This is a genomic window from Chryseobacterium sp. MYb328, assembly GCF_037572595.1.
Lineage (GTDB): Bacteria > Bacteroidota > Bacteroidia > Flavobacteriales > Weeksellaceae > Chryseobacterium > Chryseobacterium pennae.
On the sequence record NZ_JBBGZQ010000005.1, the window covers coordinates 159,520 to 176,554 of the forward strand.

Annotated in this window: 15 protein-coding genes; 11 read left to right on the top strand and 4 right to left on the bottom strand. The window is 36.9% G+C overall.

Features of this window, described 5'->3' with window-relative positions; all coding sequences use genetic code 11:
• Position 1 precedes the first annotated feature (1 nt).
• Both WH267_RS07720 and WH267_RS07725 read right to left on the bottom strand, forming a co-directional pair.
• Positions 2-952: an MlaD family protein gene (locus WH267_RS07720; protein ID WP_115969808.1), complete on the bottom strand. Its 951-nt coding sequence runs from the start codon at positions 950-952 to the stop codon at positions 2-4.
• A gap of 128 nt (positions 953-1,080) precedes the next feature.
• Complete coding sequence (locus WH267_RS07725) at positions 1,081-3,234, bottom strand: peptidylprolyl isomerase (protein ID WP_340007078.1); 2,154 nt, start codon at positions 3,232-3,234, stop codon at positions 1,081-1,083.
• 260 nt (positions 3,235-3,494) lie between these two features.
• Between WH267_RS07725 and lon the strand changes: the two genes are divergently transcribed.
• Both lon and WH267_RS07735 read left to right on the top strand, forming a co-directional pair.
• Positions 3,495-5,900, top strand: coding sequence for an endopeptidase La (lon, locus tag WH267_RS07730; RefSeq protein ID WP_340007080.1), 2,406 nt, complete (start codon positions 3,495-3,497; stop codon positions 5,898-5,900).
• 192 nt (positions 5,901-6,092) lie between these two features.
• Positions 6,093-7,205: an AI-2E family transporter gene (locus WH267_RS07735; RefSeq protein ID WP_115969801.1), complete on the top strand. Its 1,113-nt coding sequence runs from the start codon at positions 6,093-6,095 to the stop codon at positions 7,203-7,205.
• A gap of 91 nt (positions 7,206-7,296) precedes the next feature.
• On the opposite strand, the gene WH267_RS07740 is transcribed toward WH267_RS07735, so the two are convergent.
• Positions 7,297-7,551 carry a bacteriocin-like protein gene (locus WH267_RS07740; protein WP_340007083.1) on the bottom strand — a complete coding sequence of 85 codons (255 nt, stop codon included), beginning with the start codon at positions 7,549-7,551 and terminating at the stop codon, positions 7,297-7,299.
• Positions 7,552-7,705: 154 nt separating this feature from the next.
• Between WH267_RS07740 and WH267_RS07745 the strand changes: the two genes are divergently transcribed.
• On the top strand, positions 7,706-8,083 hold the full coding sequence (locus tag WH267_RS07745; protein ID WP_115969797.1) for a MauE/DoxX family redox-associated membrane protein: 378 nt from the start codon (positions 7,706-7,708) through the stop codon (positions 8,081-8,083).
• Between the two features lie 59 nt (positions 8,084-8,142).
• Here the strand turns inward: WH267_RS07745 and WH267_RS07750 are convergent, their stop codons facing one another.
• On the bottom strand, positions 8,143-9,501 hold the full coding sequence (locus tag WH267_RS07750) for an acyl-CoA dehydrogenase family protein (RefSeq protein ID WP_115969795.1): 1,359 nt from the start codon (positions 9,499-9,501) through the stop codon (positions 8,143-8,145).
• Between the two features lie 210 nt (positions 9,502-9,711).
• Between WH267_RS07750 and WH267_RS07755 the strand changes: the two genes are divergently transcribed.
• The 8 genes from WH267_RS07755 (at position 9,712) to WH267_RS07790 (ending at position 17,014) form a co-directional block, all read left to right on the top strand.
• On the top strand, positions 9,712-10,626 hold the full coding sequence (locus WH267_RS07755; RefSeq protein WP_123321053.1) for a DUF4349 domain-containing protein: 915 nt from the start codon (positions 9,712-9,714) through the stop codon (positions 10,624-10,626).
• Positions 10,627-10,779: 153 nt separating this feature from the next.
• Entirely contained in the window at positions 10,780-11,661 is an 882-nt protein-coding gene (locus WH267_RS07760) for a TraB/GumN family protein (protein ID WP_340007087.1), read from the top strand.
• Positions 11,662-11,685: 24 nt separating this feature from the next.
• Positions 11,686-12,195, top strand: coding sequence for an RNA polymerase sigma factor (locus WH267_RS07765; protein ID WP_123321051.1), 510 nt, complete (start codon positions 11,686-11,688; stop codon positions 12,193-12,195).
• Entirely contained in the window at positions 12,185-12,790 is a 606-nt protein-coding gene (locus WH267_RS07770) for a hypothetical protein (RefSeq protein WP_340007090.1), read from the top strand. The genes WH267_RS07765 and WH267_RS07770 overlap by 11 nt, the downstream gene beginning before the upstream one ends.
• 207 nt (positions 12,791-12,997) lie before the next feature.
• Positions 12,998-14,638, top strand: a complete 1,641-nt coding sequence (gene pgi, locus WH267_RS07775; RefSeq protein ID WP_340007093.1) for a glucose-6-phosphate isomerase — start codon at positions 12,998-13,000, stop codon at positions 14,636-14,638.
• A 3-nt stretch (positions 14,639-14,641) separates the two neighbouring features.
• Complete coding sequence (locus tag WH267_RS07780; RefSeq protein ID WP_123321048.1) at positions 14,642-15,466, top strand: class I SAM-dependent methyltransferase; 825 nt, start codon at positions 14,642-14,644, stop codon at positions 15,464-15,466.
• Between the two features lie 26 nt (positions 15,467-15,492).
• Positions 15,493-16,377, top strand: a complete 885-nt coding sequence (locus WH267_RS07785) for a bifunctional 5,10-methylenetetrahydrofolate dehydrogenase/5,10-methenyltetrahydrofolate cyclohydrolase (RefSeq protein ID WP_115969780.1) — start codon at positions 15,493-15,495, stop codon at positions 16,375-16,377.
• Positions 16,378-16,384: 7 nt separating this feature from the next.
• Positions 16,385-17,014: a 7-carboxy-7-deazaguanine synthase QueE gene (locus WH267_RS07790; RefSeq protein WP_340007096.1), complete on the top strand. Its 630-nt coding sequence runs from the start codon at positions 16,385-16,387 to the stop codon at positions 17,012-17,014.
• Positions 17,015-17,035 lie beyond the last annotated feature (21 nt).

A 17,035-nucleotide genomic window follows, 5' to 3' on the forward strand; every position in this document is an offset into this window, starting at 1 on the left:
ATTAGTCTTTATTGTTTTTACCGAAAACTGAGAAATTGATATATCTCTTAGGATTCGCTTTCATATCTTCAATCAAAGAATTCAAATTAGAAGATGCTGAATTCAGATTATTGTATAGCTGTTCATCCTTCATCAGCTTACCTAAGCTACCCTCTCCTTTATCTATTCCGCCAATCACCTGATTCAGTTTTCCTACAGTAGCATCCAGGTTGGCAATCGTTGTGTTCAATTGCTTCGTGTCAATGCTTTGTGCAAGATTTCCGTATTTATCCAGAGTAACCTTTCCACTTTGCATAGTAAGGCTGGCATCATCCAATACTTTCTGTAATTTTGGATCGTTATGACCTACAAGATTATTTACATTTCCTGCAGTTGTTTGTAATGCTCCTACTGTTTTGTTAAGGTTGGATAATAGAGCTTTTACTTCAGCTCTGTTTTGTGCATCAACAAGCAGATTGGCATTCGCCATTAGAGAATCTACTCTGTGGAGAACCACCTGCAATTGATCTTTCACCGGACCTACCTGAGAAGAAAGACTTCCCAGCGTTCCCAGCTTGAAAGCTCCTTTCAGAGTATCTCCATCTTTTGCTGTAACTCCGCCATACATTAGGTTTACTCTCATTTCTTTACCGGACATTAATCCCGGTTCAAAAATTTCCAGGGTTGAGTTTTTTGAAAATTCAAATTTATTATCAACCGTAATCTTTACAACAAAACTGATCTTACCGTCTTTCGCTGTCTGAGGTATAATCTTATCAACCTGTCCTACTTTAAGACCGTTAATAGACACTGCCGAAGACTGTGCAAGACCTTCTACATTGTCATATTTTGCATAAAATATATTGTCGGTAGTAAAAAGGCTTTTCCCTTTCATAAATTGAAACAACACCACAAAGCCTACGATAGCTAGAAGTGCAATCACACCAGCTTTTAATTCTTTACTGAACTTCACTTGCTAATTTTTTTCTAATAAGCAAATATAGTACATTTTAAATAAATCTTTTCCTTTATTATTCTGCGTTAAATACAAAAAAAAGCGACAAAAAAATTGTCGCTTTTATATTGATAGATGTGAATCTCTTATTGTTGCTGATTTCCCAGCTTACCCCAGATCTCAATTCTGTAGTCCTGGATATCTGCGTTATCCTGAAGACTCTTCAACCAAGCCTGTCCGAACATTCCTGCATTTCTCTGAGAAATAGACTCAGTGAACTGCTTAACATCACCAGGTTGTTTGTTTACTGTTTCTGATTTTTTAATCAGTACATAAACTCCTGTTCCTCCTTCAACTGGTTTAGAAAGCTTACCTTTTGCAACACCAAATGCAGCACCGGCAACTTTAGGTTCCATAGCTCCAGCTACTGAAGGATTCAGCATATTTACCTGAGCCGATTGTTTTGTTGCAGCAAACATAGTAGCAATCTGATCTAAACCTGACGCTTTTGCTGCTGCAATTTTATCAGAAATTTGTTTTGCAGCCAGTTTATTTTTAACAATTACTTCAATCTGGTCTCTTACAGATTCAGGATCGGCAAGACCCGCTTCCTGTTTTCCGTTCAGGAATACTACGATTTTGTCTCCTGTTCCGTCTACATTGAACAATTCTGTATCTCCTTTAGATCTTTTCTTATCAAAAGCCCAAGTAAGAATATCACCGTCTTTTTCAGTACCTAAGCCCTGAAGCTGTCCTTCGAATCTCTTCGCAGCCTTAGGATTAGTAAACTGGAAGTTTCCTTTCTTAGCAATGTTCACAAAATCATTGAAAGATTTCCCTTGTACCTGCTGAATGAATTTTCTAGAGTTTTTATCTGTTTCAGCTTCTGTAGCATCTGAAGGTTTGATCTCTTTTACAAGATTTGCCACCTTATATCCCATTGATCCGGACTTTTTATCTTCAATATTGATGATATGGTACCCAAACTGAGTTTCCACAACACCTGTTGCTCCTTTAGGATTGTTTGCAAGATATGTAAGGAATTCTGGAACAAAAGGCGTTTCCGGAGTTGTCCAACCAAGGCTACCTCCCTGTGCAGCAGAGCTTGGATCATTAGAAAGCTTAAGGAACTCTGTAAATTTAGCTGGTGTTGCTTTTACGATCGCTCCAATAGAGTCTGCCAATTTTTTAGCCTGCTCTTTAGATCTTGTTACTCCTTCTCCTGCAGGGCTTCCTTTGAAAGCGATCAGAATATGTCTTGACAATGTAGAATCTGAGGTTTTCTTCCCTACAAGTTTAGAAACTACATAGAAATTTTGTTCTTTATATGGTCCGAAAGTCTGTCCTACCGCAGCTGTTGTAATCTGACCTTGTATCGTAGCAGGCAATTGTGTAGGTTTTACATACTGAGGATTGAAAGGTGAATCTGAGTTTGCCATTACAAACATAGAGTCATTCTTTGTATTCTGGAAGTTTTCTGTACCTCCACTAGCATCTGTACCTCCTGAGTATAGTTTTGTAATTTCCTTTAAAGCGGCTGCATCATCTGCTGCACTTGGTTTAGAAGGGAAAAACACAACACCTAAGTTTCTGCTAGGCTCAGCTTTGAACAATACCGGGTGCTGCTTGATGTAGTTAGCAAGATCTTCAGTAGTAACATTGATCTTTGTTTTCTGAAGGTAAGCTGCATAGTCTACCTTTACAAAGTCGATGTCAGCAAGCTGATCTCTTTCTTTCATCAATTCTTCAGCTTCTTTCTTACCGGTAGTAATACCCGCTGAAACATTGGTAAACACCTGTCTTGCCATCAGTCTGTACTCAATTGATTTTCTGGTTTTCAACCATTGAGCATATCCCTGAGGGTCAGTATTCTGTATTGTTTCAACTTGTTTTTGAAGGTCTTTAGTTTTAAAGTTCCCTTTCTCATCAAAGAACTGTTGATTTTGAGCGAACATTTGATCATACTGGATTTGATTCCAGAAATAATCATCAGTCATTTCAAAGCCCAATTTCTCAAACTGCTGCTTGATAAGTTTAGATTGAACAAGTAACTGCCAAGCCTGTTCTTCAAGACCGTTCTTTGGACGACCCTGTTGTTCAGCCTGTTGCTGCAACACGAAAAGCTGATCATTGAACTCTTCGCGGGTGATTTTCTCACCATTTACTTTTCCTAAAATGTCAGGATTCTTACCAAAAACCTTATCGATACTGTCTGGGTTCACCAAGAACGCCAAAAGCGCTAAGGCTATTACTCCCATTAAAAGCCAAGGCTTACTCCTAATCTGTCCTAAAATTGCCATTTTATAAATTATAGTTTTTTATCAGTTTGCGAAAATACACATTTTTAAGAAATTAGAGAAGCAGAAGTTCTTTATTTTAATTTTAAATCCAAAAGATTATCTAAAAAAGGAAATTTTGACCATATTTTTTAGCAAAAAACAAATGGCATAAGTATTGTGCATTCTAGTACATTATAATATACCACACGTTTTCAGCGCATATTATAAAAAATCCATTTAACGATTAAAAACGAAAATGACAATTTGTCATTCGATCCATTATGACAGAATTTGAAGATATAAGTTTAGAAGAAATGATCAGCGACGGTTTCGATATTGTCACTGAAGAAATCAATCTTTCCGACTTTGGGGAGACTGAAAAGAATTCCGAACAGAAAATATTCCCGATACTTCCTGTAAGAAATATGGTAATGTTTCCTAATGTGGTAATTCCTATTACTGCTGGGAGAAAAACATCGATACAACTTCTTGAGGAGGCACAGAAAAACGGAGATTTCATTGGAATTGTAAGCCAGAGGAATTCAGATCTGGAACAGCCCACAGAAAAGGATATTTATACCACCGGTACATTAGCGAAGATTATTAAAATTATAAAACTTCCTGAAGGCAACATTACGGCAATTACGAAAGGGTTCCACAGATTTAAAATCAAGAAAATCATTGATAATCAACCTTATTTTAAAGCTGAAATAACAAAATTAAAGGACAACAAGCCTAAAAATCAGGAGGAATATGAAGCCTTATTAGAAAACGTTAAAGAACTGGCTTTAAAGATTATTGAGCTGGATCCGAATATTCCCAATGCCGCTAATTTTGCAATCAAAAACATCAATAATAATGATGACCTGCTGAATTTCATCTGCACCAACGCAAGTTTCCCATCCCTGGAAAAGCAAAAGCTACTTGAGGAGAAAAGCCTGATGGAAAGAGCTAACAAGTGCTATGAAATGATGCACGAGGATTTCAGAAAACTGGAATTGAGAAATCAGATCCATCAGAAAACTTCAAAAGATCTTGACAAGCAACAAAGAGAATATTTCCTGAACCAACAGATCAGAACGATACAGGAAGAGCTTGGGGGCGGACCTGAAAGTGACATAGCAGATCTTATTGCTAAGGCAAGAACAAAAAAGTGGAACCAGGAAGTGGAAGATCATTTCCAGAAAGAAATAGGCAGATTACAACGTCAGAACCCTAATTCTCCGGACTATAATGTACAGAGAAATTATCTTGATTTCTTTACAGATCTTCCGTGGGAAACTTATACCAAAGATGTTTTTGATATTGCTAAGGCCGAAAAAGTACTTGATAAAGCACATTTTGGGCTTGAAGATATTAAGAAAAGAATTCTGGAGCATATGGCTGTTTTAAAGCTGAAAAACAACATGAAGTCTCCTATCCTATTATTGGTAGGTCCTCCGGGAGTAGGTAAAACATCTTTAGGTAAATCGATTGCTGATGCTTTAGGAAGAAAATATGTAAGGTTATCTTTGGGTGGTCTTCATGATGAAAGTGAAATACGTGGACACAGAAAGACCTATATTGGAGCCATGGCTGGGAGAATTCTTCAGTCTATCAAAAAGTCCGGAACCTCTAATCCAGTGATTGTTCTGGATGAGATTGATAAAATCGCACAGGGACTTCACGGGGACCCAAGCTCCGCATTACTAGAAGTCCTTGATCCTGAACAGAATAAATCTTTCTATGACAACTTCCTTGAAATGGGGTATGACCTGTCTAAAGTAATGTTTATCGCAACAGCAAACTCACTTTCAACGATTCAGACACCGCTTTTGGACAGAACAGAAATCATTCAGATTGCAGGATATACACTGGAAGAAAAGATTGAGATCGCTAAAAGACACCTAATTAAGAAACAGCAGGAAGAAAACGGTCTGGATACCAAATCATTCAAACTTGGAAATCCGGAACTGAAACATATTATTGAGGCACATACTTCTGAAAGCGGTGTAAGAACTTTAGAAAAAAGAATTGCTTCTGTTGCCAGATGGGTAGCATTGCAGACCGCTCTGGTAAAAGAGTATGATCCAAAGATTTCACTGGAAAAAGTAGATGAGATTTTAGGTGTACCGAGACCGAAAAGCTTATCTGAAATCACCGGGGTTCCTGGTGTAGTAACAGGATTGGCCTGGACGAGTGTAGGAGGTGACATTTTATATATTGAAAGTATTCTGAGCAACGGAAAGGGAGCTTTAACAATGACCGGAAATCTGGGAACTGTAATGAAAGAATCTGCAACGATTGCTTTGGAATATATTAAGGCTAAACACGATGAATTGGGAATTGCCCAGGAAGATCTGGATAAGAAAAACATCCACGTTCACGTTCCTGAAGGAGCTACTCCTAAGGATGGCCCTTCCGCCGGTATTGCGATGCTGACATCAATGGTTTCTTCTTTTAAAAACAAAAAGATAAAACCTCACTTGGCTATGACGGGAGAAATTACTTTACGAGGAAAAGTACTTCCTGTAGGCGGAATTAAGGAAAAGCTTCTTGCTGCAACCAGAGCTGGGGTAAAAGATGTTATTCTTTGCGAAGCGAACAGAAAAGATGTAGAGGAAATCAAGAAAGATTATTTAAAGAATCTGACAGTACACTATGTCAACAGAATGGAAGAAGTTATTGACATCGCCATTGAAGATTAAACAGTAATTTATTAATATATCAACTTCTCAATAGGAACACGTTCTGGTAACCAGAGCGTGTTCCTGCTTTTACAGACAGCTTTTGGGAATGAAATTTGATACGCAGAAAGAAAAATCCACACTGTTTGAATAAAAAGTTCTTTAGTTCGGTGGGTTTTTCTTATTTTTATTCCACACTGCAGATTTTAGATTATGAACTTTCTTAGACTTCCTTTCCTTGTCAAGCTTACCCTTGTTGTGATTTCCATCATTGGCCTTGGTTACCTTTTAGCATTGGGACAAACTATTTTAGCTCCTTTTTTTCTGGCATTCCTGATGGCTATGCTATTTTTACCGGCAGCTACTTTCATGGAAAGAAAACTAAGGCTTCCAAGATCTATATCAACCATGACATCAGTTTTCATTATGCTGATGATTTTGGCTGGAATCATCTATTTCTTCACCAATCAATTGTCTGATTTCAGCAAGGATCTTCCGCATCTAAGAGAACAATTTACCACCGTTTTTAATAATTTACAGCATTGGATCTCAAAAACATTCAACGTAAAAGTGGATGAACAGGTAGATTATTTCAATCAGGGACTGAATAAGCTTTTATCTTCTTCGGGAGCGATCCTAGGTTTTACTTTTGGAATCTTTTCAACGGGATTTGGATTTATTATATTCTTTACCCTGTTTTTTATCTTTATTTTAAATTACAGAAGGCTTTTAAATAATTTTATTGTTACCGTTTTCAGTGAAAGACATAAAGCAAGTGTTCAGGAAGCGGTAAATGAGATCCGGGTAATGACCAAAAAGTATATTTTCGGGCTTTTTCTTCAGGTTATCATTGTATCTGTCCTTACCTCTATTGTTCTTACCGTTTTAGGAGTAAAATATGCAATCCTTTTAGCTGTTCTGACCGGTTTGTTAAATGTTATCCCTTATTTGGGAATTTTCATTTCCCTTTTAATTTCCTGCTTTATAGCATTTGCCACTTCTACTCCGTCTACCTGCATTTACGTAGCCATGGGATATATTGCAGTGCATGCAGTGGACGGAAATATTGTTTTACCGTTTGTAGTAGGTTCAAAAGTAAAGATCAATGCTTTATTTTCTTTTATAGGGATTCTTTTAGGGGAACATCTTTGGGGAATTGCCGGAATGTTTCTGTGTATCCCGGCTATTGCAATTATTAAAATCATCTGCGAAAGAGTGGATGACCTAAAACCATGGGGAAGGTTACTCGGAGAGGAGGAAAAACCGAACAAAAAGAAGAAAAGCTACAAGATTTCAAAGAATATTACTTTGAAGGAGATGGATTAGATATTGGTGATAAGTAATGAGTAATAGAAAATCAAATACTTAATAAAACTAAGGCTGCTTTAAAAAGCAGCCTTGTTTATTTTTGTTTCCTTTACATAATAAGAGCGCAAAGTGGCCTCATTCCACTTGGACAGGATTCTTCACATGGAATATAAGACTGATTATCCGGACAGTATCCTAAACTAGGATTAACCGGACCTCCTCCGGAGCCTCCTCCTAAACACGGATCACCAGGAGGAATTTTACATGGACAACCTATTGGTCCTATATCACATTTTTCAATACCAATCCCGCCCTGAACTTCTTTTAAATCTGTGCGGTTTAATTTTTTAAGATTTTTCAACATAATAATTATGAGTTTGGATTATACTCAAATATAAATAATAAAATGATGCAAAATCCCACATTAACCTACCATTAACACAAACAATATTATTTTTAATTCTCAAAATCATAATAGAATTATATTTTTATTCTACATTTGATATAAAATATTTATTATGAAAATCATTAAACTCATCATCTGTATTTTATTTGGGATCATGTTTATCAATGCAGGATTAGACAAGTTCTTTCATTACAACCCAGTTCCTCAACTCACTGAAACACAAATGAAGCTGTATGCAGCATTCGGAGAAATTGGCTGGCTATTACCTTTGGTAGGAGTTGTAGAAATAATAGGGGGACTATTATTTATTTTTCCAAAAACAAGAGCTCTGGGTGCCATCATTATTCTGCCTGTACTGACGGGGATTTTGATTCATAATGTATACAGAGATCCTTCGACTACAGGCATTTGCATTTCCGGAATACTATTCCTGATTAATATCTGGATATTGATTGACAACAGAGAGAAATATAAAAACCTTGTCGGATAGTAAATGAAAACCCACGGATAACAGCGGTTGATATTAGCCATTGCCTTTTATCCGTCACTTTATATAAAAGCACTGAATCCCGTAATCGATCGTCCCACGATGAGCGAGTTGATTTCCTTTGTCCCTTCATAAGAGTAAATAGCTTCGGCATCTGCTACAAAACGGGCAACGTCATATTCCAGGAGAATACCGTTTCCACCCATCACTTCTCTTGCTCTGGAAACAATATCCCGCGTTCTTAAGGTACAGAAAACTTTAGCTAATGAAGCATGTTCATCTTTTAAAATTCCTTCATCCTGCATCTCAGACAGCCTGAAGACCATGGTCTGCATGGCGGTAAGATTGGATAACATTTCCACCAGATGCCCCTGAATCATCTGAAATGAAGCGATAGGTTTCCCAAACTGCTCTCTTGTCCGGGTATATGCTAAGGCACTTTCATAAGCTCCTCTTGCACATCCGGTTGCCATCCAGGCTACTCCGGCCCTTGTCATCCGAAGTACTTTTCCGGTATCTTTGAAAGAATTGGCGTTCTGTAAACGGTTTTCCTCAGTAACAATACAGTCTTTCAGGGTAATCAAACCATTCTGAACAATACGTAATGCCATCTTTCCCTTGATTTTCTCTACAGAATATCCCGGATTATCTTTCTCTACAATAAATCCTTTTACTTCTCCACTATCCAAATCTCTTGCCCAAATAATGATAAGATCTGCAAACGTTGCATTTCCGATCCATTTTTTCTGACCATTTAAAACCCAACCTTCATCTGTTTTCTTACAAGTTACGGTAAGGCCGCCTGCAGCTCCGGAGCCCACTTCAGGTTCGGTCAGTCCAAAGGCACCAATTTTTTCAAACTTCTGCATCTGCGGAAGCCATTTTTGTTTTTGTTCTTCTGATCCACATATATAGATAGAACCCATTGCCAACCCTGATTGCACCCCAAAAAATGTTGCAATAGAAGCATCAATCCTTGCCATTTCCATGGCAATAACCCCTTCCATCAGAAAAGGCATTCCCGGACAGCCATATCCTTCATAGGTCACTCCGCATATATCCAGCTTTTGAAATTTCGGAATCAGTTCGAAAGGAAACTCATCCCTAAGCCAGTAGTGATTGACCAAAGGCTTAACTTCTTTTTCCATAAAAGCTCTTACTTTCAGCTGAATTTCCCTCTGTTCAGGAGTTAAAGTATGGTAGATATCGTAAAAATCTCCATCAATGGGAGGAAGTTCTTTCTTTTTCTTATCCGGATCAAGCATTTTCATGAGCCCGGAAAGCTGTTTATCATCCAGTTTCGAAAAATTGTGCATCAACTTCGGTAGATCTACTTTTTGGGAAATAGCACTTAGCTGATCAAAATCTATAGACGTGAATAGTCCTATTGCATTCCTGATTTTAGAAAAGGTATTTGACATAATGATATATTGTGATTTTGGTTTGTAAAAAGATAAGCAAAAATTACTCCGAAAGCAAACCCCACCCTTTCATGTTATTTTACAAAGTACTAATATTCAGTAATTTAAAACAGAATATTCTCTTTACAAGTTTTTTACTTTCGATTTTCAAGCATTACAAAGGATCCTTGCAGAACTTTGACTCAAGCAAAACCTCAAAAATATTACGCTATGAAAACGACTTACATTAGATTATCATTATCAGCTGTTCTTTTACTGGGAATCTATTCATGTAAAAAAGGAGAAGCAACCAGCAGCAGTGAACTTAAAAGCTATGAAGCAACAACAGATTCTGCGGCTGTTTCGGAAGACAGTGTTTCGTCTGTTGCGAGTATGGAAGTAAAGGACAAAAAATTCATCAAAACAGCAGATGTCAATATGGAAGTAAAAGATGTGTATAATGCTACTATCGCTATTGAAAAGTCTGTCCAGGACCTTGGAGGTTTTGTTACAAAAAGCAATCTTCAGAGCAATGTGGTTTCTGAAGATACTTATAATACGTCTGATACTGAAGCTATGCTGATCAAAAAATATAAGACCGAAAATACGATGCAGGTAAGAGTACCCACTGAAAAACTGGGAGAGCTTTTAACATTCATTAATACGAATAAGCTTTTTCTTAACTCAAGAACTATCAATGCGGAAGACGTAACAGCTAACATCAAATATTCTGAGCTGGAGACAAAAAGAAACCAGAAAACTTCTGAAAATATTGAAAAAATAAAGACTAATAAGGATAAAGTTACTCTTGATGATGAAAATATGTCTGAAGGAAACCTTCAGAAGCTAACCAATATGAACATTGCCGATAATCTGAAATACAGCACCGTTGATATTTTCATCAAAGAACCCAAATTACGCATCGCAGAAATCGCAGTTACCAATATAAACAGCATTGATAATAAGTATAGATATAACTTTATATATGATGCAAAAGATGGATTTGTCTATGGATTTTATTTGATTCAGAGAATTATTGTAGGGCTTATCAACATCTGGCCGATTGTATTGATTGCAGGTGGAGTAATCTATTTTCTAAGAAAAAGAAAAATGGCAAAGCCTGTGCTTCCTAAAAACCAGGAATAAAAATTCCTAACCAAATGGTTATCATCATAATTTTAGATTTTACAGCCTCCTGTTTTCAGGAGGTTTTTATTTTTTTGAAAAAAAAACTGTAACGATTGTAACGGTACCCTTACCTACTGTTTAAAAGAACAGAAAATCAAAAAAATCAATACTATGAAAAATGTAATAAAACTTGGATTCACTGCACTATTATCAATGCATTTCATGACTGCTACGGCACAGAACAAAAACAAAAACACAGACAATGACAACAGCCTGCTATGGGAGGTATCTGGAAACGGACTCTCTAAGCCATCTTATATTACCGGAACATTTCATATCTTATGCAACAAGGATTTTGATATAAAGCCTAAGATTTGGAACGCTCTCAATGCATCAGAGAATTTTGTTATGGAAATCAACTATACAGATCAGAATGAAATGATGGCCATGCAAAAAATGATGGCTGCTGATAAAAAAATTTCTGAACAGTTAACTCCTGCAGAAGCCACAGAATTAAACAAAACACTTGCTGACTATGGTACGAATCTAAAAAATGTAGACGGTCAAAGCACACAAGCTTTATATGCTCTTGTTGCTACCAAAGCCATCCCTTGCCCTGCAAATGAAGTGAAAATGTATGAAATTGAACTTCTTAAAACCGCTCTAAAAAACAAGAAAAGTGTAAACGGCCTGGAAAAAGTGGATGATCAGATCTACGCAATTGGCAAAGCATATAATCTGAAAGAAGTAATCAGCCAGCTTAAATTAGGTAATGAATATGCTATTGCAGCACAAAAAATGACTGAGGCCTTTAAAAATGAAAATCTGAAAAATCTGGATATACTCATTAAAGATCCAAAGTTCATGAACAAGAGCCAGGAGAAATTGGTTTTGACTGACAGAAATAAAAAATGGGCAGAAAAAATGCCGGAAATGATGAAAAATCAAAGTTCTTTCTTTGCTGTTGGAAGTGGCCATCTTTGGGGAGAAAATGGATTAATTAATCTCCTGAAGGCAAAAGGATACACTGTAAAACCCGTATCAAACTTATAACAATAACCCAACCATGAAACTATTGTGAGTACTCCAACTGAAGCAGCCTTTTTAAAGCTTGTTAATCAGCACAAAGGCATTTTATACAAAGCTTCCCGGATCTATGCCGATTCTATAGAAGACCGGGAAGACCTCCAACAGGAAATCCTTATCCAGCTGTGGAAATCTTATCAGAACTTCAAGGGAAACAGCGAGTTTTCTACATGGATGTATCGTGTTGCTATCAATACAGCAATCACTTATTTAAAAAAGGAAAAGCAACGATCTAAAAATCATACAGACACACCGCACCATTTTGAAGTACATCAAGAAGACTACAATCCTAACAAAGACCAACAACTTGAAATTTTTTACACTGCCGTTCAGGAATTAAATGCTCTTGAAAAAGCTGTTATATTTTATTTCATGGAAGGAATGTCACATAAGGAAATCGGAAACAATCTAGGGCTTAGTGAAGGAAATGCCCGTGTAAAACTCAACAGAACTAAAGAAAAAATACAGCAAATCATAAAAAAATCAGGTTATGAATTTTGATCAATTAAAAGAACAGTGGAATAATGAAGACAGTAATGTCCATATTCCTGACAGCATAAAACAATTAAAAGAAAGCAAGCATCCTATCGAAAAAATTCAGAAAAGTATGAAAAAAGAATTCCCAATGCAGGTCATTGCTATTATTCTTATAGCATTCTTTCCTCAAATACTGAAATTTCCCATTTCACAATATGTTATTTATTATACCTCTTATGCCATGCTTGTCGTTATATCTTCTTATTATTTATTTGGTTTTTACAAATTTTACAAGCAGACTGAACTTTATACTGGCAATACTAAAAACAGCCTCTGGAAAATATACCACGAATTAAAACTTAATATGGAAAGATATCAGTCTTTCGGCTTCCTGCTCCTCCCCCACTTCATGATCACATTAGGACTCGAATTCTATAAGGTATTAGCGAAAAAAGGGATGACCTTTGAAAGTGTAACCAACTCTTATCAGCAGACTCTTATTATTTCTGTTCTTATTGGAACCATCGCAATTATAGTTAATATTGTTTTATGGACAAAGTATATTTACGGACGCCATGCTAAGCAATTGGAAAATATTCTGAATGAAATAGATGAATAATATTCAAAAAAGTATCTTTAACCTTATAAAAAGTAAACCTCAGATCATTTCTGGGGTTTTGTTTTTTAAAAAAACGTTATTTATCATCTTCAAATTTATTTGAGGTTTTATTTTTCCTTAAATTTGCAGATCAGAAATAAATCGTTATGGATTTCTAAAGTTTTTTGATCCGAAACATTATTCTGTGAACTATAAATTCTCGACAACATGCTATCAAAAATAAATCCTCTACAAACCAACAGCTGGAAAGCCCTTGATGAACATTTCGCATCGAATGATCTTGAACTAAGAAGTCTTTTCCAGTACAATCCGAACCGTTTTGAAGAGTTTTCTCTGAAAAAGGACAATTACCTTTTTGATTATTCTAAAAACCTGATCGATGCAAAGACAAAAACTCTTTTATTACAGCTGGCAGAAGAATGTCAGTTAAAAGACGCTATTACCAAAATGTTTTCAGGAGATAAGATCAATGAGACAGAGGGAAGAGCAGTATTACATACGGCTTTGAGAGATTTCTCTGACCGTGAAATCCTTGTTGATGGCGAAAATATTAAGCCGCAGATTAAAAGAGTACTGAATCATATGAAAGCTTTTTCTGAAAAAATCATTTCAGGAGAACATAAAGGTTTCAGTGGAAAAGAAATTACAGATGTTGTAAACATAGGAATCGGAGGTTCAGATTTAGGACCAGTAATGGTTTGTTCGGCTTTAAAGCATTTTAAAACAAGACTCAATGTTCACTTTGTTTCCAATGTGGACGGAAATCATATTGCAGAGGTTGTTAAAGATCTAAACCCGGAAACTACTTTATTCATCATTGCTTCCAAGACATTTACGACGCAGGAAACAATGACCAATGCAAACTCAGCAAAAGACTGGTTCCTTAAAGCTGGAAAACACGAAGATGTTGCAAAACATTTTGTTGCTTTATCCACTAATGTTGAAGCTGTTAAGCAATTTGGAATTGCAGAAGAAAACATCTTTGAATTCTGGGATTGGGTAGGCGGAAGATACTCTCTATGGAGTGCTATCGGATTAAGTATTGTTTTGGCCGTAGGATATGAAAACTTTGAGCAGCTTCTAAAAGGAGCCTTTGACACAGACCAACGATTCCAGACGGAGGACTTCTCTGAAAACATCCCTGTATTAATGGGACTTCTGGGAATATGGTACCGTAATTTCTATGCAGCAACAAGCTATGCAATTCTTCCATACTCACAATATCTGGACAGATTTGCAGCATATCTTCAACAGGGAGATATGGAAAGCAACGGGAAATGTGTAGACAGAAACGGAGAATTTGTAGAATATGAAACAGGACCCATCATTTGGGGAGAACCAGGAACTAATGGTCAACACGCATTTTACCAATTGATTCACCAAGGTACAGAATTGATTCCTGCAGACTTTATTGCTTATGCTAAAAGCTGTAATGAAGTCTCTGACCACCAGGATAAATTATTAGCCAACTTCTTTGCCCAGACTGAAGCACTTGCTTTCGGGAAAACAGAAGAAGAAGTTGAAGAAGAACTTAAAAATGCCGGAAAATCTGACGAAGAAATAGACCAATTATTAAATTACAAGGTCTTCCACGGAAACACTCCTACTAACTCAATACTATTCAAAGAATTAACCCCTTTTTCATTAGGTCAGTTAATTGCAATGTATGAGCATAAAATCTTTGTTCAGGGGGTAATCTGGAACATTTTCAGCTTCGATCAGTTTGGAGTAGAATTAGGTAAAGTTCTCGCTAACAAAATCTTACCAGAGCTTGAAAGCAACGAAACTGTAACTTCGCATGACAGTTCCACCAACGGATTAATTAATTATTATAAAGGAAATAAATAGCAGATGTCTGCATTACGATCATATTATTATAAACTGCCTCCCGGCTTCAGGCTCTTAGGAAGAAAACTATATTATTTTCCGATAGATTTCTATGAAGGCATTACCGGAAAAAGGGCTAAAAACGAGCCTAAAAAGGGAGATATCTATGTAGGAAGCAGCGATTTTATTCCTCACGGGATCCGTCAGATGAATGCGCTGAAAAAACATATTGCACTTAAAAATACAGACCATGTGCTGGATATAGGATGTGGAATCGGCAGAACAGCTGTTGCCCTATCCGGATTCATAGACAAGGGAGCTTATGATGGTTTCGATGCCGTAGAAAAAGGAATTAAGTGGTGTGATAAACACATTCACAGAAAATATCCGAACTTCAACTTTAAGTTTACACCGATTTATAATGATCTGTATAATACTTTCAGTCAGAAAGCGGAGAACTTCACCTTCCCTTACGATAAAGCTCAGTTTGATAAAGCATTTTTGTTTTCTGTTTTCACCCACATGCAGATCCCTGAGATCAAACAATATCTGAATGAAATCAGCAGGGTTCTGAAAAGTGGCGGACAATGTCTTGCAACATTCTTTCTGTATGATGATTCTAAAGCGGAAAGTGGAAGCATGCATTTCCCACATCAGTATGAAGGATACCGGCTGATGGATGATAAAGTAACGGCTGCCAATATTGCCGTAAGTATTCCATTACTGAATCAAATGGCTCATGAAGCAGGTCTGAAAGTAAAAACCATACAGGGAGGATTCTGGAGAAATGATGTAGAAAAGGAAGGTGCTGATGAATTTCAGGATATTGTAGTATTCGAAAAAATCTAAATCTAAATAAAAGTAAAAAAGTAAAAATGGCAGAAATTCTTGACGGACTTAAAGTATCCAAGGAAATCAAAGCAGAGATCAAAGTTGAAGTGGAAAAAATCCTTGCAAGCAAAAGGAGAGCACCTCATTTGGTAGCAATTCTTGTGGGAAACAACGGAGCAAGCAAGGCTTATGTAAATGCTAAAGTAAAAGACTGTGAAGAAGTAGGGTTCCAATCCAGCTTAATCAAATTCCCAAGCACTGTTTCGGAATCTGAATTATTGGAAACTATTGACGAACTGAATAAATCTAAAGCAGTAGACGGGTTTATCGTTCAGCTACCTTTACCTGATCAGGTTGATCAGGAGAAAATTATCAACGCTATTGATCCAAGAAAAGATGTGGATGGGTTTCACCCTGAAAACTTCGGGAAAATGGCTCTTGAAATGGACACCTTCTTACCGGCAACACCTTTCGGGATCTTAACATTACTGGAAAGATACAATATCGAAACTAAAGGAAAAGACTGTGTTATCATTGGAAGAAGTAAAATTGTAGGAAGACCGATGAGCATCTTAATGGGAAGAAAAGATTTCCCTGGAAACTCAACTGTTACTCTTACACACTCATACACAAAAGATATTGAAGAATATACTAAAAAGGCAGACATCGTTATTACAGCCTTAGGAGATCCTCACTTCTTAAAAGGAGAAATGATTAAGGAGGGTGCGGTAATCGTTGACGTGGGTATCACGAGAGTAGACGATGATTCTCCAAAAGGATACTACCTTGCCGGTGATGTGGATTTTGACAGCTGTGCAGCAAAAGCAAGCTGGATTACTCCGGTACCTGGAGGAGTAGGCCCAATGACAAGAGCGATGTTGATGAAAAACACCATCATTGCCTATAAAACTTCGGTCTATAACGACTAATTTTAAAATGAATAAAGAACAAGATATTTTATTAAAAGAAGGTAAAATGCTCCCTGTAATGGAGCATTTTTACACTTTACAGGGAGAAGGAGCACACACAGGAAAAGCCGCTTATTTTATCAGGCTTGGAGGCTGCGATGTAGGATGCCACTGGTGTGATGTAAAGGAAAGCTGGGATCCCAAGCTTCATCCGTTAATGGATGCCGTAGAAATTGCCGAAACTGCAGCTAAACACTGTAAAACCATCGTTCTTACAGGAGGGGAACCTTTGACATGGAACCTGGAAATCCTGACGTCAAAATTAAAGGAACTTGGATGTACCATTCATATCGAAACCTCAGGAGCTTATCCTATGAGCGGACAACTGGACTGGATTACCCTTTCTCCAAAGAAAACAGGATTACCGAAAGAAGAAATCTATCAAAAAGCACACGAACTTAAAGTGATCGTTTTCAACTACCATGACTTTACATTTGCACAGGAGCAGGCTGCAAAAGTTTCTGAAAACTGTAAGCTCTATCTTCAGAGTGAATGGAGCAAGAGAGATGATATCTATCCAAAGATTACAGATTTTATTCTGGAACATCCGGAGTGGCAGGCATCAGTTCAGACCCATAAATATCTTAATATACCTTAAAAAATACGTACATTAGCTGAC